At 71.0% G+C, this 22962-nt stretch carries 14 protein-coding genes and 1 tRNA gene; 5 read left to right on the forward strand and 10 right to left on the reverse strand.

From position 1 onward, the window contains the following. Window positions 1–2: 2 nt before the first annotated feature. Together B100_RS0107195 and fusA are read right to left on the reverse strand one after the other, a co-directional pair. A complete protein-coding gene (locus B100_RS0107195) occupies window positions 3–1319 on the reverse strand; it encodes an ABC transporter substrate-binding protein (protein WP_024883763.1) in 1317 nt (438 codons plus the stop codon). Window positions 1320–1514: 195 nt separating this feature from the next. Continuing rightward, entirely contained in the window at window positions 1515–3563 is a 2049-nt protein-coding gene (gene fusA / locus B100_RS0107200) for an elongation factor G (protein ID WP_024883764.1), read from the reverse strand. Between the two features lie 418 nt (window positions 3564–3981). Here fusA and B100_RS0107205 point away from each other — a divergent pair, with 418 nt between their 5' ends. Continuing rightward, the gene (locus B100_RS0107205; RefSeq protein ID WP_024883765.1) at window positions 3982–5394 is read left to right on the forward strand and encodes an MFS transporter; all 1413 of its coding nucleotides are present in this window, start codon (window positions 3982–3984) and stop codon (window positions 5392–5394) included. Window positions 5395–5571: 177 nt separating this feature from the next. Here the strand turns inward: B100_RS0107205 and B100_RS0107210 are convergent, their stop codons facing one another. After that, window positions 5572–5925: a hypothetical protein gene (locus B100_RS0107210; RefSeq protein WP_024883766.1), complete on the reverse strand. Its 354-nt coding sequence runs from the start codon at window positions 5923–5925 to the stop codon at window positions 5572–5574. A 326-nt stretch (window positions 5926–6251) separates the two neighbouring features. Further along, on the reverse strand, window positions 6252–7523 hold the full coding sequence (locus tag B100_RS0107215) for a PQQ-binding-like beta-propeller repeat protein (protein WP_024883767.1): 1272 nt from the start codon (window positions 7521–7523) through the stop codon (window positions 6252–6254). 340 nt (window positions 7524–7863) lie between these two features. Here B100_RS0107215 and B100_RS0107220 point away from each other — a divergent pair, with 340 nt between their 5' ends. Beyond that, the gene (locus B100_RS0107220; protein WP_078540753.1) at window positions 7864–8970 is read left to right on the forward strand and encodes a vWA domain-containing protein; all 1107 of its coding nucleotides are present in this window, start codon (window positions 7864–7866) and stop codon (window positions 8968–8970) included. Window positions 8971–9003: 33 nt separating this feature from the next. Further along, a complete protein-coding gene (locus B100_RS0107225) occupies window positions 9004–10374 on the forward strand; it encodes an SMI1/KNR4 family protein (RefSeq protein WP_024883769.1) in 1371 nt (456 codons plus the stop codon). A gap of 31 nt (window positions 10375–10405) precedes the next feature. Here the strand turns inward: B100_RS0107225 and B100_RS0107230 are convergent, their stop codons facing one another. The 4 genes from B100_RS0107230 to B100_RS0107245 form a co-directional block, all read right to left on the reverse strand. Beyond that, entirely contained in the window at window positions 10406–11029 is a 624-nt protein-coding gene (locus B100_RS0107230; protein WP_037722509.1) for a DUF6461 domain-containing protein, read from the reverse strand. Window positions 11030–11249: 220 nt separating this feature from the next. Next, entirely contained in the window at window positions 11250–12293 is a 1044-nt protein-coding gene (locus tag B100_RS0107235) for a hypothetical protein (RefSeq protein WP_024883771.1), read from the reverse strand. A 37-nt stretch (window positions 12294–12330) separates the two neighbouring features. Continuing rightward, window positions 12331–14283 carry a DNA/RNA non-specific endonuclease gene (locus B100_RS0107240; RefSeq protein ID WP_024883772.1) on the reverse strand — a complete coding sequence of 651 codons (1953 nt, stop codon included), beginning with the start codon at window positions 14281–14283 and terminating at the stop codon, window positions 12331–12333. Window positions 14284–14352: 69 nt separating this feature from the next. Beyond that, the gene (locus tag B100_RS0107245) at window positions 14353–17736 is read right to left on the reverse strand and encodes an ALF repeat-containing protein (RefSeq protein WP_024883773.1); all 3384 of its coding nucleotides are present in this window, start codon (window positions 17734–17736) and stop codon (window positions 14353–14355) included. A gap of 422 nt (window positions 17737–18158) precedes the next feature. Here B100_RS0107245 and B100_RS33745 point away from each other — a divergent pair, with 422 nt between their 5' ends. Together B100_RS33745 and B100_RS0107255 are read left to right on the forward strand one after the other, a co-directional pair. After that, a complete protein-coding gene (locus tag B100_RS33745; RefSeq protein ID WP_024883774.1) occupies window positions 18159–18683 on the forward strand; it encodes a hypothetical protein in 525 nt (174 codons plus the stop codon). Between the two features lie 80 nt (window positions 18684–18763). After that, a complete protein-coding gene (locus tag B100_RS0107255; RefSeq protein ID WP_024883775.1) occupies window positions 18764–20965 on the forward strand; it encodes a trypsin-like serine protease in 2202 nt (733 codons plus the stop codon). A 161-nt stretch (window positions 20966–21126) separates the two neighbouring features. Here the strand turns inward: B100_RS0107255 and B100_RS0107260 are convergent. Beyond that, window positions 21127–21211 (reverse strand) — tRNA-Leu (locus B100_RS0107260). 137 nt (window positions 21212–21348) lie between these two features. Further along, on the reverse strand, window positions 21349–22890 hold the full coding sequence (locus B100_RS0107265) for an aldehyde dehydrogenase family protein (protein WP_024883776.1): 1542 nt from the start codon (window positions 22888–22890) through the stop codon (window positions 21349–21351). Between the last annotated feature and the right edge of the window lie 72 nt (window positions 22891–22962).

Consider the following 22962-nt stretch of genomic DNA (forward strand, 5'->3'; position numbering starts at 1 on the left):
GCTCACTTCGTGGGCATCTGCTGCTGCGCCTTGGTGAGCGCGGCCTTCACCGAGTCGGTGGTCACGGGCCGGCCGGCGGCGGCGTCGGCGAACAGGTCCTTGACGGCGGTGCCGACGGCGGTCTCGAACTGGGACTCGTCGGGCACCTGCGGCAGGGCGACGGCGCTCTTGGCGAGGGTGTCCTTGAGGACGGCGTTGGACGGGGAGTTGAAGGCGGGGTCGTCCTGGGCGGCCTTGACCGGCGGGATGGAGCTGTAGGCGGTGTTGAGGATCTTCTGCTCGGCGTCGCTGGTCATGAACTTCACGAACTCGGTGGCGCCGTCGAGGTTGTCGGTGTTCTTGAAGACAGCGAGGTTGATGCCGGCGACCATGGAGTTGACCTGCTTGCCGGCGCCGGGGGTGCCGGACTGCACGGGCACCGGGGCGATGCCGTAGGCGTCCTCGCTCATGCCCTGGGACTTCAGGTTGGCGGACGCGGACTGCCACAGCAGCATGCCTGTCTTGCCCTTGGCGAAGTCGCTGACCGACTGGTTCTGCGCGTACTCGGCGTTGCCCGGGGCGATGATCTTGTCCTTCGCCATGAGGTCGACGTACTGCTTGACTGCGGCGACGGCACCGTCGCTGGTGAAGTCGGGCTTGCCGTCGGCGGTGAAGAAGTCGGCGCCGTGCTGCTTGGCGAAGACGAAGGCGTGGTGGATGTTCTCGGAGGGGTTGGAGCCCTCCATGCCTATGCCCCATGTGCCGTCCTTGGACAGCTTCTTGCCGGCGGCGACCAGTTCGTCCCAGGTGGCGGGCGGGGCGTCGATGCCCGCGTCGGCGAACATCTGCTTGTTGTAGTAGAGAGCGTAGGCCATGGAGTAGAGCGGGACGGCGGCCGGGGCCTGGCCCTCGGCGCCGGTGGAGCCGAGCGCGGAGTCGACGAAGCGGTCCTTGCCGCCGATCTTGTCGAACTGCTTGTCGTCCCAGGGCAGGAGGCCGCCGGTTGCCTGGAGCGAGGCGGACCAGGTGTTGCCGATGTTCAGCACGTCCGGGCCCTGGCCGGAGGTGGTGGCGGTGAGGATGCGGTTCAGCAGATCGGACCAGGGCACGACCTCCAGCTTGACCTTGATGCCGGTCTGCTTCTCGAACTTGTCGAGTTCGGGCTGGAGGACCTTCTTGTCGACCTCGATGCTGGCGCCCTGGTTGGAGGCCCAGTAGGTCAGTTCCTTCGGCGAGTCGTTGGACCCGCCGCCCGTGCTCGAACCGCCTCCGCAGGCCGAGGCGGCGAGTGCGAGAGACAGCATGACGGCGCCTGTGGCCGCGGCTCGGATACTGCGCATGGCTCCAGTTGTCCCTTTCCGGGGGCGTGAGGCGGCGCGTCCCTGGACGCGCACGACACCGCCTCACGGCTTAATTTAGGACGTGAGTTAAACCCTCCCGGAGCGTGGCGTCAAGGGTTTGGACAGTGCGCGGTACCGGCCGCCCCGCGGCCCCTCCCCGTCGGGGTGACGGGGAGGGGCCGCGGGGCTCTCGCGCTACCGCGCGGTGGCGGGCGCCGGCGCCGGCGCGTAGCCGGTGGGACGGCTGGTGAAGGTGCCGCGGCCCTGGGTGCGGCTGCGCAACCGGGTCGCGTAGCCGAAGAGTTCGGCCAGCGGCACGGTCGCGGTGACGACCGCCGCGCCCGCCCGGGTGGCCGAGCCGCCGACCCGGCCGCGGCGCGCGGCCAGGTCCCCGAGCACCGAGCCCACCGCGTCCTGCGGCACGGTGACCGTGACCTCGGCGACCGGCTCAAGGAGCACCATCGTGCACACCCGCAGGGCGTCCCGCAGCCCGAGCCGGCCCGCGGTGCGGAAGGCGGTGTCCGAGGAGTCCTTGACGTGCGTCGACCCGTCGGTCAGCGTCACCCGCAGACCCGTCACCGGGTGACCGCCCAGCGGCCCCTCGGCGAGCGCGTCCCGGCAGCCGGCCTCGACGGCACGGACGTACTCCTGCGGCACCCGGCCCCCGACGACCGTCGAACGGAACTCGAAGCCGCGCTCCGCGTCGTCCAGCGGCTCGACGTCGAGCACGACGTGCGCGAACTGGCCCGCGCCGCCGTCCTGCTTGACGTGCCGGTACACGAACCCCGACACACCACGGCCCACGGTCTCCCGGTGGCTGACGCGCGGCCGGCCGACGGCGACACCCAGTCCGTGGTCGCTCCGGACGCGCTCCACCGCGACCTCCAGGTGCAGTTCGCCCATGCCGGACAGCACCGTCTGTCCCGTCTCGGCGTCCGTGCGCACGACCAGCGAGGGGTCCTCCTCGGCGAGCCGGGCCAGCGCCTGCGCCAGTCGGCCGGTGTCGGTGCTCCGCAGCGCCTCGACCGCGACCGAGACGACGGGTTCGGCGACACCGGGCGGCTCCAGCACCAGCGGCGCGTCCGGCGCGCACAGCGTGGCACCGGCGCGGGCGGACTTCAGCCCGACCACGGCGACGATGTCACCGGCGACGGCACGGTCCAGCCGCGCGTGCCGGTCGGCCCGGACGCGCAGGATGCGCCCGACGCGCTCCGAGCGTCCGGTGGTGGCGTTCCGCACGGTGTCCCCCTGTTCGATGGTGCCGGAATAGACGCGCAGGTAGGTGAGGCGCCCGGTGGCGGTGGCGTTCACCTTGAACGCGAGGGCGGCCAGGGGCGCCTCCGGGTCGGCGGCCCGCTTCTGCTCGGTGCCGTCGTACGTGCCGCGTACCGCCGGCACGTCCAGCGGTGACGGCAGGTAGGCGAGTACGGCGTCCAGCAGCGGTTCGACCCCGCGGTTGCGGTAGGCCGAGCCGCACAGGACGACCACGGCCTCACCGCGGGCGGTCAGGTCCCGCAGGGCCGCCGTGAGCGTCCCGGTGCCGAGCGCGCCGGTGTCGCAGAACTCCTCCAGCGCGGCCGGGTGCAGTTCCGCCACGGCCTCCTCCAGCAGCCGTCGCCTGCGCAGCGCTTCCTCGCGCAGTGCGTGCGGCACCGGCGACGGGTCGCGGGCCTCCCCGTCGTCGGTCCAGGTCAGGATGCGCATGCCGAGCAGGTCGACGACCCCGGTGAAGGCGTCCTCGGCCCCGACCGGCAGTTGCACGGCCAGCGGCAGCGGGTGCAGCCGGTCCCGGATGGAGGCGACGGCGGCGTCGAGGTCGGCGCCGGCCCGGTCCATCTTGTTGACGAACGCGATGCGCGGGACGCCGTGCCGGTCCGCCTGCCGCCACACCGACTCGCTCTGCGGCTCCACCCCGGCGACCGCGTCGAACACGGCGACGGCGCCGTCGAGGACGCGCAGGGAGCGCTCGACCTCGTCGGCGAAGTCGACGTGGCCCGGGGTGTCGATGAGGTTGATCCGGTGACCGTTCCAGGAGCAGCTCACGGCGGCGGAGAAGATGGTGATGCCGCGGTCGCGCTCCTGCGGGTCGAAGTCGGTGACGGTGGTGCCGTCGTGCACCTCGCCGCGCTTGTGGGTGGTGCCGGTGGCGTAGAGGATCCGCTCGGTGACGGTGGTCTTGCCGGCGTCGACGTGGGCGAGGATGCCGAGGTTGCGGACGACGGCGAGAGGGTCGGTGGTGCGCATGGCCCGTGGCCTTTCGGAGGGAACCGGAAAAGGGCAGCGCGATCTCCCCCGGACGCACGGCGCCGAGCATCCCTCGCCGGAGGGGTCGGGTCGGACGTGCGTCAGGGCATCCGGTGCCGGCCGCGCAGCGGGCACCGGGCGGCCGGAGACACCAGGATCACCACGGCCCGGCGGGACCGGGAACGGGGAGCGGCGGCAGCGGTGTGGTCACGCATGGCCCTGACTCCCCCCTGGTCGGTGCGCGGCCCGGAAGCGGGCGGCGTCTGCCCGCTGAGTGTACGGATACGGGTCCCCGCGCGGCCACGTATTTTCCGCGTCCAGGTCAGACCGCATTCGTCTCACATGCTGGAACGCTGTTCCTGAGACGTGAGACCTTCTGAGAATGTGGAGTGATCGTTCCCCGTGGAAAGACCGTGAAATGCCCGCACCAACCACCAGTCCGGCCCCGGCTCCCGTCAACTCGCGTTCACGCGTACTCATCGCCAGCCTCATCGGCACGACGATCGAGTTCTACGACTTCTACATCTACGCGACCGCCGCCGTACTGGTCTTCCCCACGCTCTTCTTCCCCAGCAGCGACCCCACCACCGCGCTGCTGTCGTCGTTCGCCGTGTTCGGTGCCGCGATGGTCGCCCGCCCGATCGGCGCGGTGGTCTTCGGACACCTCGGTGACCGGCTCGGCCGCAAGGGAACGCTCGTGGCGTCCCTGCTCACCATGGGCATCGCCACCTTCCTCATCGGCGTCCTGCCCACCTACGCGCAGGCCGGCTGGGTGGCGACCGCGCTGCTGGTGCTGATGCGGCTGGCGCAGGGCTTCGCGCTCGGCGGCGAGTGGAGCGGCGCGGCCCTGGTCGCCACCGAGAACGCCCCGAAGGGCAAACGCGCCCTCTACGGCACCTTCCCGCAACTGGGCGCCCCGCTCGGGTTCATCATCGGCAACGGTCTGTTCCTGGCCATCGGCGCGCTGCTGCCGTCCGCGGCCGGCGCCGACCCCTCCAAGCCGTCCGAGGCCTTCCTGAACTGGGGCTGGCGCATCCCGTTCCTGTTCTCCGCGGTGATGGTCGCGATCGGCCTGTGGGTGCGGATGCGCCTGGTCGAAGCGCCGGTGTTCGCCAAGACGCGTGAGGCGGGGCTGGTGCGGAAGCTGCCGCTGGCCACCGTGTTCCGCAGCCACTGGAAGCATCTGGTGCTCGGCACGTTCTTCATGCTGGCGACGTACGTGCTCTTCTACCTGATGACGACGTTCTCGCTGAGCTACGGCCGTACGGCCAAGGACGCCGACGTGCCGGGACTGGGCTACGGCTACACGACGTTCGTGCTGATGATGATCTTCGGTGTGCTGTTCTTCGCGGCGTTCACCCTGATCTCCGGCCCGCTCGCGGACCGGTACGGCCGGCGCGCCACACTGATCGCGGTCACCGCCGGGATCCTGGTGTTCGGGCTGGTCTGGGTGCCGCTGATCGGCCTGGGCACGGTCGGCGTGGTGCTGTGGCTGGTGTTCGGCTTCACGCTGATGGGCATGACGTTCGGCCCGATGGGCGCGCTGCTGCCGGAACTGTTCCCGACGAGCGTGCGCTACACGGGCTCCGGCATCTCCTACAACGTCAGCTCGATCCTCGGCGCGGCCGTCGCCCCGTTCATAGCGGTGGCCCTGTGGGAGGCCGGCGACGGCTCGCCCTGGCTGGTCGGCGTCTACCTGTCCTCGATGGCCCTGCTGACGCTCGTGGCGCTGGTGCTCGGACGGGAGACGAAGGACGTGGGGCTGGAGGAGGGCGAGGCCGTCGAGGCAACGGCCCGCGAGGAGGCCGCTGTCACCGCGGCGGCTTCCTGAGCCCCCTGATCCCTCTGATCCACAGAGGCCCTCCGCGTCCGACAACCGGACGCGGAGGGCTTCTGCGTACCGTTCACCCGCGGCGCGTCGGCATCAAGAACGTCAGCCGTGACCGGACCCGGCCGGAGCCCCCCCGGTCGCCACTCCCGACGCGGACCGGCCTGCCGCCGTCGGCGGTCACCTGACGTGGAATCCGTAGACGTGGTGGGTGCCGGCCCCGGTGAAGGGAGCCAAAGTGTGGGGCGGGAGTACTGAGACGTCCCATCCCAGGTTCGTCCTCCAGAAGACGACCACCTCGTGGGCGCCCGAGGAGAAGGAAGTGACCCCGCCCTGTCCGAGCGAGACGTCACCGGGTCCGGTCCAGCACCGGCTGTGCTCCGTGCCGTTCTCCAGGTACGTCACCCGCACGGCATCCGTGCCCGCGCCACAGTCGATCTCCTCGGTCGCCAAGGCGGGGGCCGCCGGGAGCGCGAGGCTCATGGCGACGGCCGCCACGGCACCCAGCGCCAGCTTCCTGGGTCGGCTCTTCATAGTCGTGGTTCCTTCCGGTCGGAGCTCGATGGAGCCCAGTTTTAGATGAACCATCAACCATGAACAGCGTCACTCAACGGTGCGGCGAGAAGTCTCCGCAAGTCGGCCGACAATGGTGCATGCCGGTACCACGGACCGGAACACCGGACACTGTGATGATCGGGCCGCCCCTGAGCGCACCTCACCCGTCGGCGCGGCGCCCCGCCGGGCGGGGCCGACGGGGCGGTGACGCCGAGACCAGGGCGCGGAGGGCGGGACCGGCTTGTGCGACACACCGGTCACGCACCCCGCGGACGGGCGAACCGGCCACACGGCCGGCCCGTGCCTCACACCGGCAGTGCGTGCAGTGCGGTGCCGTGCAGGGCGAAGAGGCGCTCGCCGTCGGTGGCCGCCAACCAGGCGTGGTGGTCACCGCTGCCGTCGTTGAACGTCCAGCGCACGTCACCGGTCTTCGCGTCCATGGCGATGATGCCGCCCTTCGCGTCCAGGTCCGTGGCACCGAAGAGGGTGTCCCCCACCTTGACGTACTGGCGCGGCACCTGGAGTCCCGCGTCGGCGAGGGACGTCGACTGCCAGAGGATCCTGCCCGTTCGGGGGTCGACCGCCCGCAACGTCCGTGCACTGTCGGCGATGTACAGCACGTCCTCCAGTACGGCCGGTTCCTTGAAGAGGTCGAACTCCGAGGACTTCAGAGTCCACTTCTCGGTGCCGTAGGAGAGGTCGAAGGCCTGAAGGACGTTCCCCTGCGGGACGATGACCAGATTTTCGTGCACGGCGAAGAAGCCGTAGTTCGTCTTCGTCGTCTTCCGTGTCCACACCTGTCCGCCGGTGGCGGTGTCGCGGACGGTGAGGTTCTTCCTGAAGTCGGTGTAGACGAGGTGGCGGCCGCGGACGGCGGCGTGGATGCCGTTCTGCATGGTGCCCAGGTCGCGCTGTTCCTTCCAGGCGATCCTGCCGGTGCCGCTGTCGAGGGCCGCGATGACGTTGGTCTTCGACGACCCGTCCTCCTCGAGGATCTCGGCGATGACGTACACCTGTGTTTCGTCCACCGCGACGGGCCGCGGCTGCCGGTAGCCCGTGCCCAGGCGGCTGCGCCAGGTCTCCTTGCCCGAGGCCGGATCGTATCCGGTGACGGCACCGTCGTACTGACTGCTCGCCAGGTACAGCGTGTCCTTGCCGAGCAGCAGGGGCGCTCCGGGGACCACGCCGTCCGGCAGGGACCACTTCTGCTTGCCGGTCGCGGTGTCGAGGGCGGCCAGCGGGCTGCCGCTGGCGAGCACGACACCGGCGGCGACCACGAGTTCGTCGTTGTCCCCGTACGTCTCCGCGGACGTCGTCTTCGTCCACAGTGGCTTCGGTGCCTTGCCGTCCCCGCCCGTGGCGTCGTCGCCGGGCTTCTTGTCGTCACCCTTCGGCTGCTCGCCGCCGGCGGTTTCCGGGTCCTCGGCCTCCACCGCACCGTCGTCGCAGCCGACGGCGCCGGTGGTCAGGGCGGCAAGCGTGAGACCCCCGGCGGCCAACCGCAGCAGACGCCGGCGGGAAGAGAACCCCGGCTCCCCCGCCGTTCCGTCGTCCGACGTGCTGTTTCGCTCGGCCATTTCGCCGTACCCCCGTGAAGCGTCAGGAACATGAACGTGCGGGCCATGCCGTACCTCACATACGGACGTGGCCCCTGTGACCTGGAACGTTAGCGAGGCTTCTGCGATGTCCCCACGGCGGGATCGCAACCGGGACAGCACCGTGAAGTAATCGAGACGTGTCGGGCACACCCCCGAAACCACGGGGAACCGCAGCTCAGCCCCGTTGTCAGTGCCCCTCCGTAAGGTGAAGCCATCATCTGGACGGACCAGGATCCGTCCGGGGTTCACGCCTCGGACGGACACGTCCGCCCGCGGAAAAGGGCGTTGGGGAACTCCCCGGCGGCCGAGGGGGAAAGGGATGGACGCGATGAGCGCCACGGTGAAGGACCGGCTGAAGAAGCACTTCGTGAACCACGTCGCTCTCGTCATCGACAAGTCCGGGTCGATGCAGGGCCACTCGGAGCAACTGGTGCGCGTCGTCGACGAGTTCGTGAAGGGGCTCGCGGAGGAGTCGGACCGGCTCGGGCACGAGACGCGGATCAGCCTCTACGCCTTCGACCACCTCGTCGAGAACCTGGTGTGGGACATGGACGTGAAGCATCTGCCGTCCATGCGGGGTCTGTACACCGTCGAGAACGGCGCGACCGCGCTGATCCAGGCGTCGGTGAAGGCGCTCGACGACCTCGGTCACATCTGGGAGGAGTACGGCGAGCACAGCTTCCTCCAGGTCGTCGTCACCGACGGCGAGGAGAACGCCTCCGGCGCCGACACGACCGGTTCGCGCCACGACCTCATGCCCGACGGCCGCGCCGTGCTGGACGAGTGGCGCGAGAGGATCGCCGACAAGCTGAACGGCCTTCCCGACCACTGGACCTCGGCCATCATGGTGCCGAACTCCCTGGCCAAGCGCACCGCCCAGCAGTACGGCTTCCCGACGGGCAACATCTCGATCTGGGACGCGGACTCCGACCAGGGCGTCGAGGAGGCCATCGGTGCCGTCAAGTCGGCGGCCACGAGGTTCCTGCGGGACCGCGAGCAGGGCGTGCGCGGCACCAGGAACCTCTTCGCGATGGGCCAGGACCTCAGCGCGGCGGACGTGAAGTCCAGCCTCCAGGCCCTGGGCGCCGGCAAGTACGTGCTGATCCCGGTGGACCAGCCGACGTCGATCCGCGACTTCGTCACCAGCGCCGGCCATCCGTACCGGACCGGCTGCGCCTTCTACGAGCTGTCCAAGCGCGAGAAGATCCAGGCCCGCAAGCAGATAGCGGTGGCGGAGAAGGACCCGGCCACCGGCCGCATGACCGGGAAGGTGTTCACCGGTCCCGCCGCCCGTCAGCTCCTCGGCCTGCCGTCGACGGAGGTCACGGTGACGCCGGGGAGCAACGACGCCTACACGGTGTTCGTCCAGTCGACCTCGGTCAACCGGAAGCTGGTCCCGCAGACCAAGCTGCTCGTCCTGCTGTAGCCGTCACCATCCATCACACCTCGGAGACCTCCCGTGCCCTCGCTCCATGACGTCACCACCTGGCAGCCCCTGCTGCGCCTGTTGCACGCCGCGCACGCGGACACGCTCTCCGCGCCCGACGGGCACGTTTCGGGGCAGATCAGTCCCGGTGCGTGGAGTGTTCCCCTCCCGTACCGGCCCCCGCGGCCGGGGCGTGCCTCACTGGTCTCGGACAACCAGGACGAGTTCGACGCCGTGGGCCTGGTCGTCGAGGCGCTCAAGGAGGACGGGAGCGACGGTGTCTCTTTCGTGGTGGAGGCCTCATCCACGCCCGGTGGAGTCCGGCTGCACCTGATCGAACCGAGCGCCTCCGCCGAGCCGGGCATCGCGACCGCGCACCCCGGCACGCTCCTCCTCGCGGACGGGGCGCTGCCCGAGCCGGTGCGCCGCCTGCCCGATCCGGTGCCGGACGCGGTGCCGGCCGCGTCCGCGGACGTGGAACTGCTACGGCGCACTCTTCGCGAACGGCTTCCGGACGCGGTGGGCGCCACCGAGGAGGAGATCGCGGCGGCCGAGGCGCGCCTCGGCGTGCCGCTTCCCCCCGAGCTGAGGGCCCTGTACCAGGTCGTCCGGGGCCGGTACGAGGACTGGGACGACTCCCGGGACCCGTACGACATCATCGGCTGCGAGCTGTTCCCCCTCGGCGAGGTGTACGTCGCCGACGCGGCGTCCCGGGACGTGTTGTGGCGGTTCGGCGCCAAGGAGGCGGTCGAGACGGGGCCTGAGGACTCCGTGCAGCAACTCGTCGGTTCGCCGGGCTGGATCGTCTTCGGTGACAACGGGGGCGGGGACCGTATCGCCGTCGACGTCACCCCAGGGCCGGACGGGCACGTGGGACAAGTGATCATCATCGGTCACGAGGGGAACATCGGTGCCGGGCTGGTCGCCGAGTCCCTCACCGACATGGTCGTCCACCGTCACTTCGGCGGCAGACCGGTGCCGAGGGTCGAACGACCCCCGCTCGTCGCCCACGTCAATCACGTCTCCGTTCCCAGCATCGAGGCGGCCGCCCACCCTGGTCTGGAGGTCCTCAGCATCGGAGTGTGGAAGGAGGAGCCCCTCAGCCTCGCCCCCGTGTTCGGCCTGCCGCGCTTGCGGACCCTCTGTGCGTACGAGGGGACACTCGCCGATCCGTGCGAGATATCCCGGCTCATCCATCTCGAGTACCTGAGCCTCCCGCCCGCGGAGTGGCGTGTCCTCCTCGACGCGGGAGCCGTGCCCACCGGGCTCCTCGCCGCGGGCATCGAGGCCCGCCGGCAGCGGGACAACCCGTTGCGGATCATCGCCCTCGCCAACGAGATCCTCGCCCTCTACGGCCGGCCGCCGATCAGCGAGATCACGGTGCTGGAGGGGACGGCCTCTTGAGTCACCTCGCCGACGAGGGACGGCCCGGGGCCTACAAGATCTCGACGGCGCCCGGCGGGACCGGGCCCTCGCCCGCGTAGGAGTCGCCGCGCGGTGCGGTCGGGGCGTCGTCCTCCGCGACGGTCACGGTGGGCCAGGGGGCGGCCAGGGTCGCGTCGTCCAGGGTGAGGCCCAGGTGGTCGAGGACGAGGGTCACCACGGGGGCCATTCCGGAGCCCTCACGCTCGGCCAGGGCTTCCCGAACCCTGTCCCACCAGGGACCGGGACCCACGGACGGGGGTTGGTCCAGGTCCGGTTCGAAGTTCTCCACGCACCGGCCGTCGCGCCAGTACTGGAAGACGACGAGGCCCTCGGTGGACAGGACGCTGTAAGTCTCCGTGCCGCGGGACAGCGCGGTGAGGAGTTCGGGCCATGAGCCGATGACGCCGTCCTCCTCGACGCAGAACGTCCAGTCGCCGAGCCTTCCGGACCGCAGGAGAGACACCGCTCCGTCGGCGAACCGACCTGTGGGCAGGTCGGCCGCGGCGTCCGCGTCGAGCAGGCGGGAACGGGCCGGGGCGGCGCCGTAGCGGGTGAACACCTCGGCGGGGTCCAGGTCCCGGCTGAAGGTGACGCACATCTGGTCACCCGCCCAGTCGAACGCGTCCGTCGTCATGTTGCCCGCGTCTCTCTGGTGTCGGTGGATTTCGGGCAGGGCAAGGGCCTGCGCCTGCTCGTGAGGATTCCCTGCCGCTCGCCGCTCCGCCGCCGGGGGCGAACGCGCATTCGCGTGACTGGAGTTCCTGCGAACCTCTACCGCGACTCCCGGCGCCGCCCGACCGCACGGCGTCACCGCTCCGGAGAGGGCCTCTCCGGAGCGGTGACGCCGGAGTGGCTCACTGGACCAGTTCGATGTGGGGGTGGGACGGGTCGGCCGGGCAGACATGGAGCTGGAGGTTGTAGCCGCCGACGATGTCGATCAGGGTGAAGTTGCCGTCCCGGGCGCCCAGGGGAGGCGGGGCCGGAGTCGTCCGGTCCTGCTCGGCGATCCAGGACTCGCTGATGCCGTCCCACTCCGAGGAGGCGATGGTGAGGAGTGGGACCTCCTCGGTGCCGCACTCGGGGCACGGGCGGTCGACGGGGTCGATGTCGCCCCAACTGGTCCAGCCGCCGGTCTTCCAGCCGGGGGCGGTGGACAGGCTGCCCAGGTAGAGCTCGCCCGGGTCGTCCGCGTAACTGATGTACTGCGCAGGGGCGATCGACTCCCAGCGGCTCATGTCGTCCAGCTGGTCCCGGAGCTCTTCGTCCAGCTCCCTGGGGTGGGGGAAGTCGGTGACCTGTTCCGGCGAGAACAGGCACGGTTCCGGGAGGTAGCTGCCGTCCTGGACGATCGGCGGCTCGGGCGGTGCGTCGAGGACATCGACGACGGTTGCGGAGGATCGCCAGAAGAGTGCGGTCCTGGGATGGGGGTGTTCCGCGTGGTCGAAGGGGCACCACAGGACTTGGAGGAGGTCCACGCCGGGCGGGCGCGGAAAGGGGATGTCGCGGGCGTAGAGCTGGGCGACGGGGAGGAGGGGGATCCGTCCGTCGAACCACGGACGGTCCGCCTTGAGCCGCTGCAGGGTCTCCAGTTCCTCTGAGGTCCACTCGGGTGCCTCAGAATCGAGGTGCAGCCGCTCGGCCGACGCGGCGCGGATGCGGCGCAGGAGCCGGATGTCGTCCGGTGAACGCACCGCCGACGCCGCGCCACTGTCGTGCGGCTCGTCACAGTGAGGCCACGGCTCGTGGGCGGGCCACAGCAGCGGCCCGCCGACGGAACTGTCGTGCACGGTCGGCGATCCCGGCCGCGGGTGCAGCCGGGTCGCCGTGCGCGCCAACGGGGCCAGCTGAGGGAAGAGGGCCGTCACGTCGAACGGCCGTGGTGGGGTGGTGAAACTCATGCCGGCTCCCGAGGCGTGAACTGGTGCGATGTGTCGGTCAGTTACCGAGGTTGAGCGTCCCGGTGTTCATGAGCGTGTTGGTGACGTAGACGTTGGGGAAGAGTTCCTCGGTCGTCCCGCTCGCCCGTTGGATGTCGGCGCGCATCGTGACACCCACCGGGATGGTGCTGCTCGCGTCCTTGTAGACAGGTGTCACCTGGTAGAGGATCGCATCGTTCGCTCCGAGACCGGAGCTGGAGTCCTGGATCATCTTCTGCGCGATGTCCTCGTAGGTCCGCATGCTGGGCGTGCCCGTGTTCATCCCGGACTGCCAGCAGGGGACGAGGTTGAACCGAGTGAGCTCACTCGTGCCCTTGCCGCCGAGGATCCTCGCGATGAGATGGCACCGGGCCAGGCCGTTGGTGACTCCGCTCGCCTTCTTGAACTCCTCCGCGTCCTTCCACCCGGTGATGGGATCGCTGGTTCCACTTCCCTTGGTGGTCTTCCTCCCCAGGCATGCCTGCGCCTCGGTCGGCCGCAGTCCGGGCCCGTCCGCCGGGGCGGTCTTGTTGACAAGCGGAACCGGCTCGGTGGTGTTCTTGAACCAGCCGTCACCGTTGGGAAGCGAGCCGGACGGCGGGGGGTCGTTCAGGCAGCTGGCCTGCGGTCCTGTGTCCGGCGTCGAGAACGTCAGCTGGAACTCGTCGGCGTCGATCACCCGCCAGTCCCTGAAGCCGTCGGCGAGCTGGGCGTCGGCGAACTGCTTCTCGGCGGGGGTGACGTGGGCCTGCACGCAAGGTGATGCGGGGTCCACGACACGGGCGTCGTTGAGGATGTAGGTGTCCCACTCACCATTGCCGAGGTTGGGGATCACCTCGACGCACCGGTCGCCGGGGGCACCGCCCTCCTTCGCCTCTCCGAAGGGGAAGTCGGCGCAGGAGTCGGCGTCGACGAGCTCCGGTTCGGCCGTGAAGCCGCCGCAGGTGGTGGCGGTGCGGCCGGCCACGCCGCTTGTCGACCGGGTCAGCGGGCTGCCCTTCTTCCCCCAGGCTCCGCTGAGGTTCTTCTGGGCCCACGCGTAGGAGGCGACGGCGCCGCCCGCGTCCGCAGCGGTCGCCTTCATCGACAGCTCGGGCATGACCGACGGAACCGCACAGCCCGCCACCGAGGTGCCGCCGACGGCGTCGTCGCAGCGGATGGTGCGCGGGTTGTCCCACGAGGCGTTCGGGTCCACGGCGGTGGCGCCCGGGGACGTCACGTACATCTTGTACCCGGTGGTGAACGACACGGCGGTACCCGCCGCCGGGGACGAGCTGTACTTGACGGCTCCGCTCAGGTTCCCGCCGACGACGATGTCGCTCTTGTACCAGGGGGCTGTCGTCGTGGCCCTGCAGCCGGCCGTGCAGGAGGCACGGAACTTGGCGTCGAGGGCCGGCACCGCGGGACTGCCACTGATCATGGTGACGTCGACCTGCTCGCTCCAGGTCGTGGCCTGGGCGGACAGGGTGGCGCTGGTCGAGACCTGCAGGACGCCGCGGCCCAGTTCCACACCGCTGGAGTCGCGGAGGATGTAGGTGACGTGGATGCCGCTCACGCAGTACGAGAAGCGCCCGTAGCTGTAGGTGCCGGGGCTGGTGATGTCGCAGCTGCCCACAGGGGCGTCCGCGGCCGCGAGGGTGGCGGCGGGACCGGTGCGGGTCCTCGCCTTCGCGGTGACGGGGGCCGGGGTGACCGTCACGCATGACTCGACGGCACCGGCGCGGCGTTCCTCGGAGCCGGGCGCGGTGGCGGTGCACTCCTCACCGGAGCCGTCCGCGAACCCGCTGCTCCTGTGGGTCTTCGCGTCGGGTGCCGGGGACGTGGAGGTGGTCACGGCCTTCGCCGTCGCGGGCGGCTCGGCCGCCCGGCTCGTCGCGGCCGTGGGGAGGACGAGGGCCAGGGCGGTGACGACGGTCAGGGCCGTCGAACGGGCACGTCTTCGAGGGACGCGCCCGCGGCGTATTCCGGGCATGGGCGGAACTTTCCGTAGGAGGGAGGGGGCGCCGCCCGATCGCGGCGCCCCCGGGGAAGCGGAAGGGAATCAGGCCGCCAAGTCGTAGAGCTTGCTGAGGCCCTTGGTGATGGGCGAGACCAGGTCCTCGCCGACCTCCGTGATCTTGCCCACGACGGGCTTGACGAGAGCGCCGCCGAGCGCCTTGTCGGCCGCGCCCACCCACTTGTAGGCGCCGAACGTGACCAGGCTCAGGCCGGTGCCGACGGCGGACTCCCAGAAGGCGCCGCTGGTGAAGCCGTGCTCGATGCCGGTGAAGAGGGTGCCGAGGGCGCCCGCGCCCGCGGAGACCGCGGCGAAGAAGCCGGCCGCGGCGAGGGCCGGCGGGAAGACGAAGGCGGCGAGGCCGCAGCCTGCCGCGAGCAGACCGGCGCCGATGCTGATCACGTCGGCGGCGTCCGCGTAGAACTGCGCGTCGTTCCACCACTCGTCGGCGTCGCCGTCGCCGGTGCCGTGCGGATTGACCTGGTCGTTCTTGCCGTTGTCGGCCGGGTTCTGCTTCTTCGCGCGCTGTTCCTCGGCAATGCGGGCGCGTTCCTTGGCCGCGGCGATCTCCTCGGCCCGCTTCTTCTCGGCGACGATCCTCTTGGCCTGGGCGTACGCCTGGGCGGCGGCCTTCGCGTCGGCGGAGGCGGCGAGTTCGGCGGCGCGGGCCGCGGCGGCGGAGCGCTGGGCGGCGGCGGACGACGCGACGGCCGCGCGCGCGGAGTCGACGGCCTTGTTGGCGGAGTAGTTGGCCGAGCGGGCGGCGGTGCGGGCCTTGGCGGCGGCGTTCTTGGCGGTGTTGGCGGAGGCCTGGGCGGCGGCGGCCGACTGGTCGGCAGCCGCGGCGTGGTCCCGGGCCTGCTGGGCGTAGTCCTCGGCCTTGGCCGCGGAGTCGAGTGCCTTCTGCGCCCACTGCTGGGCCTCGGCGGCGGCCTTCCGTGCGTCGGCGGCGGCCTTCGAGGCGAGGGCCGCGTTCTCCTGCGCCTTCTCCGCGATCTTCGCGGCGGCGGAGATTGCCCCGCGGATCGCGGCCACGTGGGTGGCGGTGTCATGGTCGAGCTGGGCCGTGCGGTACTGGATGACGGTGATGAAGTTGCGCAGCATCCACGCCGGTCCCTCGAGCGCGACCTCCGCGTACGCCTCGGTGTAGGGGCCCGCGGTGGTGATGAGCTGGTTGGCCAGGACCTTGTCGTCCTGCTTCTGCGCCCGCGGGTAGGCCTCGTCGAAGAAGTAGTTGAGCGACTCGGTGGTGTTCTCGTCGAGCGCCTTGTTGGCGGCCTCGGTGACGGCTCTGCCCGCGCCTTCGGCGAGGATCTTGTTGATGGCGACGCGCAGATCCTCGTTGGATGCCCGCTTCATGCCGATGGTGAGGAAGTCGCCGACGGCCTTGGACTCGTTACTCTCCAGCGCGGCAGCGGCGGCGGCGGCGACCTTCGGGCCGGCGATCGCCGCCACGTGGAGGGTGGTCTCGCGGTCGTCCTGTTCCTGGGCGAGGGCCCGGTCGAGGTCGATCCAGGCGTAGACGTCGTCGTCGGAACCGGCGAGGGCGTGCTGGGCGGCCTGCCGGGTGTGGGCCCCGCGGGAGTCGATCAGGACGACCGCGGCCTTGCGGCCCAGGGTGGCCGCCAATGCCATGTCACCCGAGTACAGGGCCTGTTCGGCCTTCGCGATGGTGTCCAGGGTGTCCTGAGCGGTGCGCTCCGACATGAGCCGCTTGTCGCGGACGTCGGACAGCTCGTTCGCCTCGATGGCGGCGAGCTGCTGGGCCTCCTCGATGGCCTGCTGCTTGTCCTGCTCCAGGGTCTGCGCCTCGGCGGCGCGCGCGTTCTTCTCCACCTCGAGGGCGTCGGCGACGGCCTGGGAGGCGATGTTGGCGGCCTTCACGGCCGCGTCGGCGTGGGCGGTCGACTTGTTGGCGTAGTCGATGGCCTTGCCCGCGTTGAGGACGGCCTCCTCGGCCGCGGCGGCGGCCTTGTCCGCGTGCTCCGCGGCGGAGTTCGCGGCGTCCCGCGCGGTGCGTGCCGCCTTGGCCGCGGCGCTCGCCAGCGCCTGGGCGGAGGAGGCGGCATTGGTGGCACGGTTGGCGGCGCTGTTGGCGATGGCGGCCTGACGCTTGGCCTCGTCGGCCTCGGCCTTGGCGACACCGGCCGACACCGCGGCCTGGGCCGCGGCCGCGGCGGCCGCGGCCGAGTTGCGGGCGGCGGAAGCGGCGGAAGCACCCGCCGAGCTGGCCGCCTCGCCGGCGATGGCGGCCTTGTCGGCCGCGGCGGCGGCGCTGCGGGCCTTGGCGGCGGCGTTCTTGGCGGCGACCGCCGCGTTCTTGGCGGCCTCCGTCTTCTTCGCGTCCTTGGACGCGGCTATCGCGGCGTTGTAGGCGGCGGTCGCGGCGCTGCCCGCCTTCGAGGCGGCCTGCGCGGCACCGGCGGCCGCCCAGGAAGCACGGCGGGACGCCTGCACCGCCGCGTTGGAGGCGTTGATGGCGTTGCGGGCGGCGTCCGCCGCGCCCTTCGCCGCGCTCGCCGCCTTGCGGGCGGCGGCCCCTGCCTTCTGCACGTCGTTCTGGGCGGCGGAGGCCTCGGCGGCGGCCTTCTCCGCGGCCTCCTTGGCCTTGGCGGCGGCGGTCTCGGCGCGGGCCCCGGCCTCCACCGCCAGGTTGGTCTCCTTCTCGGCGCGCTTGCCCTCACGCTCGACGACGGCCACCAGTTCCTCGATGGTCGCCGCTTCCTGGTCACGGGCTCGGGCGATGTGCTGACCGGTTTCGATGAACCACTCGATGTCGGCCGCGGTACCGCTCAGCGCGCGGTCCGCGTACTTCTGCACCTCCGGACCACCGGTCATCAGCATGGTGCTGACCTGTACCCGGGTGTCCTCCAGTCGCGCGTCGTACTGCTTGTCGGTAAGGAAGGTGACGAGCGCCGCTTCGGTGCCGGCGTCCAGGGCGGCACCGGCCTCCCGGTTCACGCCCCTGCCGCCGGTGGACGCGACGATGTTGGTGGCGACCTTGAAGTCCTCCCGCATGGCGGGCTGGAAACCGTTGGTCAGGAACGCGGCGATCGCTTCGTCGCCGGACTCCAGGGCGGCGACGGCCTCACGGCGCAGGCCCTTGCCCGCGCGGTCCAGGCTGCTGATGATCGCGACCCGGTTGTCCTGCACGGTCTGCTTCGGCAGCGTCTCGGCGAGGAAGGTCGAGATGTCGGTGTCCGAGCCGTAGAGGGCCGTGGCGGCGGCGGCCTTGACCCCCCTGCCACCGGTCAGCCACGCGCGGACGACCTTGGCCCGGTCGGTGTCCGGCAACGGTACCGGCTCGGGCGCGGTGCCGTCGGCGGCCGCGGCGGTGGCCGGCCGCAGGACCGAGGGGGTGGCGGCGACGGCGGTCGCGGCCGCGAGCGCGCCGAGCACGCGGCGTCTGCTCCAGAACATTGTCTGCATGGGGAATTCCTCGCGAAAGCTGGATAAGGCCCACAGCGATCCTGCGGGCCGGGCTGACCACGGAATGCGGCGGATAGTCGTCACTGGATTGCGCCGACCTTAGCAACTCACTGAATCGTCGGCCGAGTTATTAACCGTCCGTTGGACTCGACTGCAATGCAAACCTTTATTCATCAGTGTCCGGACAATTCACCCCAGTCACCGTGCGTCACTCACGGAATCTTCACAAATGAGGTGCTGGATCATCCCCCCGGTTCGTGTTGACTTGACGAGGTCCACGGGATTGATCACCCGTCACACCCATGGCTCACGGCGGTAGATGAGCCATTTCAAGCCACCGAAGCGCCCCTCGAATGCGGGGCCTGTTTCGCATGCCCGTGATGCCGTTCCGGACTGAGGAAGCGATGAGGAGAAACAGCACAATGACCCTGCGGAAGCGCAGAAATCGGCTTGCAGCGAGGATTCTCGGCGCTGCGGCGGCCGGCACCCTCGCGATCCTCGCGGTAACCACCGGTCTCCCTGAATCGTCCACCCATGGGACGTCGCCGGAACTTGTCGTGGACGAAGCCCCCGGCTATGCCGTTGAGGATTTCAACTACCCGTTTGCCGACGAGATTCTGGCTGAAAAGAACATTGTCCTGAAGCGCGGCGACGGCCACATCACGCTGGCCGACTGCGCGGTCGGCACCGGCCAGATCGAGATCTCGACCCGGATCAGCGAAGACAACCTCTGCTTCGACACCGTCGGCGACGAGGGCTGGCTGACCTTGGAGATCCCCGCCGTCTACTCCATCAAGGGCAACGACTACGCCACCACCGTCGACATGACCGTCGGCACCGAGGAGAAGACCGTCGAGGTCCGCAAGAACGCCTGGACCCCGGTGGGCGAGTCCGCGGACCCGCAGGGCCGCGACCACATGCTCGTGGAGATCCGGACGGTCAAGTAGCCGAGTCCAGCGCGCCGTCCCGGCCCGGACCCGCTCCCCCGACCACCCTGCTCAGCCTTGTGATTGAGGTAACCACTCCCATGCATCCCAGCAGACTCTCCCGCGTCGCCGCGCTCGGTGCCGTCCTGGCCACCGGGTCGCTGGCGTTGTCCGCGGTGCCCGCGGCCGCCGTCACCGGTGGTACTCCGGTCGCCGACGCGGACACCACCTACGCCTACACCGCCCAGGTCATCGTCGGCGGGCACGACCGCGGCTGTTCCGCGGTCCTCGTGGACACCGAATGGCTGCTCACGGCCGCCAGCTGCTTCGCCGCAGACCCGGCCGTCTCGCTCGCGGTCACTCCCGGCGCCCCGTCGAAGGCGGTCACCGCCGTCATCGGACGCAGCGACCTCTCCAACTCCCAGGGCGCCGAGCGCCGTGTCGTCGAGCTCGTGCCGCGCACGGACCGTGACCTGGTCCTGGCCAGGCTGAACCGGCCGGTCACCAACGTGGCGCCCGCCGCCCTCGCGACCACCGCGCCCGCGGCCGGCCAGGAAGTGACATTCGCCGGGTACGGCCGTACCGCCGACGAGTGGGCCCCGCTCCGTCTGCACACCGGGTCGTACACCGTCGACTCGGTGGCCGCCACCTCCGCGAACGTGACCGGCGTGAACGGCGCGGCCGCCTGCATGGGCGACGCCGGAGGCCCGGTCGTCGTCGCGGGCACGCTCATCGGCCTCAGCAGCCAGTCGCACCAGGGTGGTTGCTACGGCACGGACGCCGCGCAGACCGGCACCGGCGGTGTGATCTCCCGGGTGGACGACCTGGCCTCCTGGGTGAGCTCCAAAGTCCGCGCCCCCCGCATCACCGACTTCAACGGTGACGGGATCGAGGACATCGCCATCGCCGACCCGGCGGCCACGGTCGGCGGCGACACCAACGCGGGTCTCGTGCGGATCGTGTACGGCGGCGGCAAGGGTACCGCCGAGATCAACCAGGACCTCGACTGGGTGGCCGGCGCGGCCGAGCAGGGCGACTGGTTCGGTGACGCGATCGACACCGTCGACTACAACGAGGACGGCTACACCGACCTCGTCGTCGGCAGCACCCTGGAGGACGTCGGCAGTGCCGCCGACGCGGGTTTCGTCGACGTGCTCTACGGTGCCGCCGGCGGCCTGGGCACCGGGCCGCTGAAGAACACCCACCTCGAACAGGGCGCGGGCACCGGCGCGATCAAGGCGTCGGCCCCCGGGGCCGGTGAACGGATGGGCGACTCCATCGCCGCGAGCACCACCGCCGCAGGCGAGCCGTACCTGCTGATCGGTGTGCCTGGTGAGACCGTGAACGGGAAGGCCAAGGCCGGTATGGCCTTCTACCTGCGCGGCGGCACCAATGTCGCCGTCCACCAGGACTCGACCGACGTGCCCGGCGCCGTCGAGGCCGATGACGGCTTCGGCGCGGCCGTGGCGGGCGACGCCAACCACATCGCCGTCGGCGCGCCCAACGAGAACATCGGCGGTGACGACGCGGCCGGCAACCTGGCCGTCTTCTCCCACACCCTCCACGCCGAAGGCCACCCCAAGCCGCTGTTCGGCCTCGACCAGGACCTCGACAACGTCTCCGGGGGTGCCGAAGCCGGCGACGAATTCGGCTACGCGCTGACCCTTACCGACTACCGGCCTTCCGGGGCCGCGACGGCCAACGAGTCGATGCTCGCGATCGGTTCACCCGGTGAGGCCATGATCGTCGGCACCGCCTCCAAGGCGGCTGCCGGCCGTGTGGTCGTCGGCCGCGTCACCGCCGCCGGCGCCTGGCAGGAGTCCCGCCAGCTGTGGCAGGGCACCGCCGACGACGACGTCTCCGGCACCGCCGAGGCCGGCGACCGTATGGGCGAGAGCCTGACCGCCGTGAACACCGACCCGCGCGCCGTCTCCACCGCGGCCACCATGCGCCTCGCCGTCGGTGCCCCCGGTGAGGCCCTCGGCACCGCCGACAACGCGGGTGCCGTTCACACCTTCTCCCTGGTCGCCGCGGCCGGCGCCAACGACAGGTGGATCGAAGCGGGTGACGGCGACGGCATCCCCGGCGCTCCCGGCGCCAACCAGTACCTGGGCCGCAACATCCACTACACCGGTACGCACCTGTACGTGGGCATGCCGTACGGCCCCGGCCTCGGCGCCCTGTACGCCCTGCCCATGTCGAACACCGTCGTCGGCGGCGCGGTCGCCCCGGTGACCGCCTACAAGCCCGGCACGGGCGGTCTGCCCAACGTCGGCATACGATTCGGCGCGCAGGCACGGTAGGCGTCGTACGCGGCACAGATCGGCCAGAACAAGGCGGAGCCCCGGGGGTCTTTCGGTCCTCGGGGCTCCGCCCTGTTCCGTGGCGTGTCCGGATCCACCAGCACCCCCGGGAACGCCTCGAGGGCCCCGACCGTGTGGTCGGGGCCCTCGTGGGAACCAAGTGTCCGAGGGGGGACTTGAACCCCCACGCCCGATAAAGGGCACTAGCACCTCAAGCTAGCGCGTCTGCCATTCCGCCACCCGGACAAGGTGTCTGTCGCATGCGGGTGGTCCCCGCGGCGACATGGACAACCATACCAAGGTTTCGGAGTGCCTTTCACCTGCGTTTCCGTCGCCCGGGAGGCGGTGCGGACGGCAGCGTGCGCGGCCGGGCCGCGACGGGCTCAGGGCATCAGATGGTGGTCCGGGAAGTTGCCCGGCAGCCTCTCCCCCGCCGGGCCCTGGGTGACCGCGCGGACGAGGAGCTCGCCGCCGACGAAGGCGCCGCTCCAGGACGCGCCGAAGCCGCCGAACAGCTCGTCCCGGTCACCGCGTGAGCGCGGCACCCCGTGGCCGATCTTGAAGGCGCGGATGTGCGGGGCGAGCCGGTCGAAGGTGGACCGCTCGTCCGTGGAGAGGGTGGCCACCAGGGCGCCGTTGGACGCGTTCATGGCGGCCAGCAGCTCCGCCTCCGTGTCGACCAGGACGATCGTGTCGACCGGGCCGAACGGCTCCGCGTGGTGCAGCGGGGAGGAGCGTGGCGGGTTGAGCAGCGTGACGGGCCGGACGTACGCCGACGTGTCCTGGCCGGGCAGGAAGCGGGCGCCGGCCGGGGTGCCCCGGTGCAGCGGGACGGCGCCCCGGTCGATCGCCTCGGCGACCTGGTCGTGCAGCTCCTTCGCCTTCGCCGCGTTGATCACCGGACCGAAGTCGAGCGTCGGGTACGGGTCGCCGGGGTGCTCGACGGCGAGGGGGTGGCCGATCCGCAGGGTGCGGACGGCCGGGAGGTAGGCGGCGAGGAACTCGTCGAAGAGGCTGCGCTGGACGACGAAGCGCGGGTAGGCCGTGCAGCGCTGCTTCCCGTAGTCGAACAGCTTGGGGATCACCGCGCTCAGGGCGTCCCAGCCGGAGTAGTTCCAGATGCCCCAGGTGTTCAGTCCCTCCTGTTCGAGGATGTGGCGTTTGCCCAGGTCGGCGACTGCCGTGGCGACCGCCGCGCCGGTGTCGCGTCCCCCGACGAAGGACACGCAGCCGATCTCCGGCGCCCGTACCAGCGCCTCGGACAGCTCGCTCCCGCTGCCGCTGACGAGGGTGACCGGGATCCCCTCGCGGGCGGCGAGTGCCGTGGCCAGGGTGAGGCAGGCGACGCCGCCGTCGGTCGGGGTCTTGGCGACGACCGCGTTGCCGGTCAGCGCCTGCACCAGCAGGGCGTGGACCAGCACGCTCATCGGGTAGTTCCAGCTGGCGATGTTGGAGACGGGTCCGTCGAGCGGGGTGCGGCCGTCGAGCATGGTGTCGATGCCGTCGACGTACCAGCGGACGCCGTCGATGGCCCGGTCGACGTCGGCGCGGGCCAGTCGCCAGGGCTTGCCGATCTCCCAGACGAGCAGCAGGGCGAGCAGGTCGCGGTGCTCGGCGAGCGCGTCCAGGGTAGCGGCGACGCGGGCCCGGCGTTCCGTCAGCGGGACGTGCCGCCAGGCGCGGTGCTGGTCCAGGGCCGCGCGTACGGCCTGCCGGGCGGTGGCCCCGTCCAGGCGGGGCGGGCCCGCGACGGGGCTGCCGTCGACGGGGCTGACGGCGGGCAGGGACCGTCCGTCGGCCTGCCACGTGGAGTTCCAGAGGTTGAGGACGCGGTCGTCCCGGAAGGCTTCGGGGGCGACGGTCAGGCAGCGCTGCCAGGCGTCGGCCCAGGCGGTGCCGGACTTGAGGGTGAGGGTGGGTGTCATACGGTTCGCTCCGCTCTCGGTGCACGGTCGAGAGATAAGGGGGTGGCCCCGGGGGCTCGGGCGAGGAAGAGG

The organism is Streptomyces sp. CNH189, assembly GCF_000527195.1.

Excerpts from the sequence above, each read along its gene's own strand:
- B100_RS0107195 (WP_024883763.1), bottom strand. The coding sequence starts at position 1,319 with ATGCGCAGTATCCGAGCCGCGGCCACAGGCGCCGTCATGCTGTCTCTC.
- fusA (WP_024883764.1), bottom strand. The coding sequence starts at position 3,563 with ATGCGCACCACCGACCCTCTCGCCGTCGTCCGCAACCTCGGCATCCTC.
- B100_RS0107205 (WP_024883765.1), top strand. The coding sequence starts at position 3,982 with ATGCCCGCACCAACCACCAGTCCGGCCCCGGCTCCCGTCAACTCGCGT.
- B100_RS0107210 (WP_024883766.1), bottom strand. The coding sequence starts at position 5,925 with ATGAAGAGCCGACCCAGGAAGCTGGCGCTGGGTGCCGTGGCGGCCGTC.
- B100_RS0107215 (WP_024883767.1), bottom strand. The coding sequence starts at position 7,523 with ATGGCCGAGCGAAACAGCACGTCGGACGACGGAACGGCGGGGGAGCCG.
- B100_RS0107220 (WP_078540753.1), top strand. The coding sequence starts at position 7,864 with ATGGACGCGATGAGCGCCACGGTGAAGGACCGGCTGAAGAAGCACTTC.
- B100_RS0107230 (WP_037722509.1), bottom strand. The coding sequence starts at position 11,029 with ATGACGACGGACGCGTTCGACTGGGCGGGTGACCAGATGTGCGTCACC.
- B100_RS0107235 (WP_024883771.1), bottom strand. The coding sequence starts at position 12,293 with ATGAGTTTCACCACCCCACCACGGCCGTTCGACGTGACGGCCCTCTTC.
- B100_RS0107240 (WP_024883772.1), bottom strand. The coding sequence starts at position 14,283 with ATGCCCGGAATACGCCGCGGGCGCGTCCCTCGAAGACGTGCCCGTTCG.
- B100_RS0107245 (WP_024883773.1), bottom strand. The coding sequence starts at position 17,736 with ATGCAGACAATGTTCTGGAGCAGACGCCGCGTGCTCGGCGCGCTCGCG.
- B100_RS33745 (WP_024883774.1), top strand. The coding sequence starts at position 18,159 with ATGACCCTGCGGAAGCGCAGAAATCGGCTTGCAGCGAGGATTCTCGGC.
- B100_RS0107255 (WP_024883775.1), top strand. The coding sequence starts at position 18,764 with ATGCATCCCAGCAGACTCTCCCGCGTCGCCGCGCTCGGTGCCGTCCTG.
- B100_RS0107265 (WP_024883776.1), bottom strand. The coding sequence starts at position 22,890 with ATGACACCCACCCTCACCCTCAAGTCCGGCACCGCCTGGGCCGACGCC.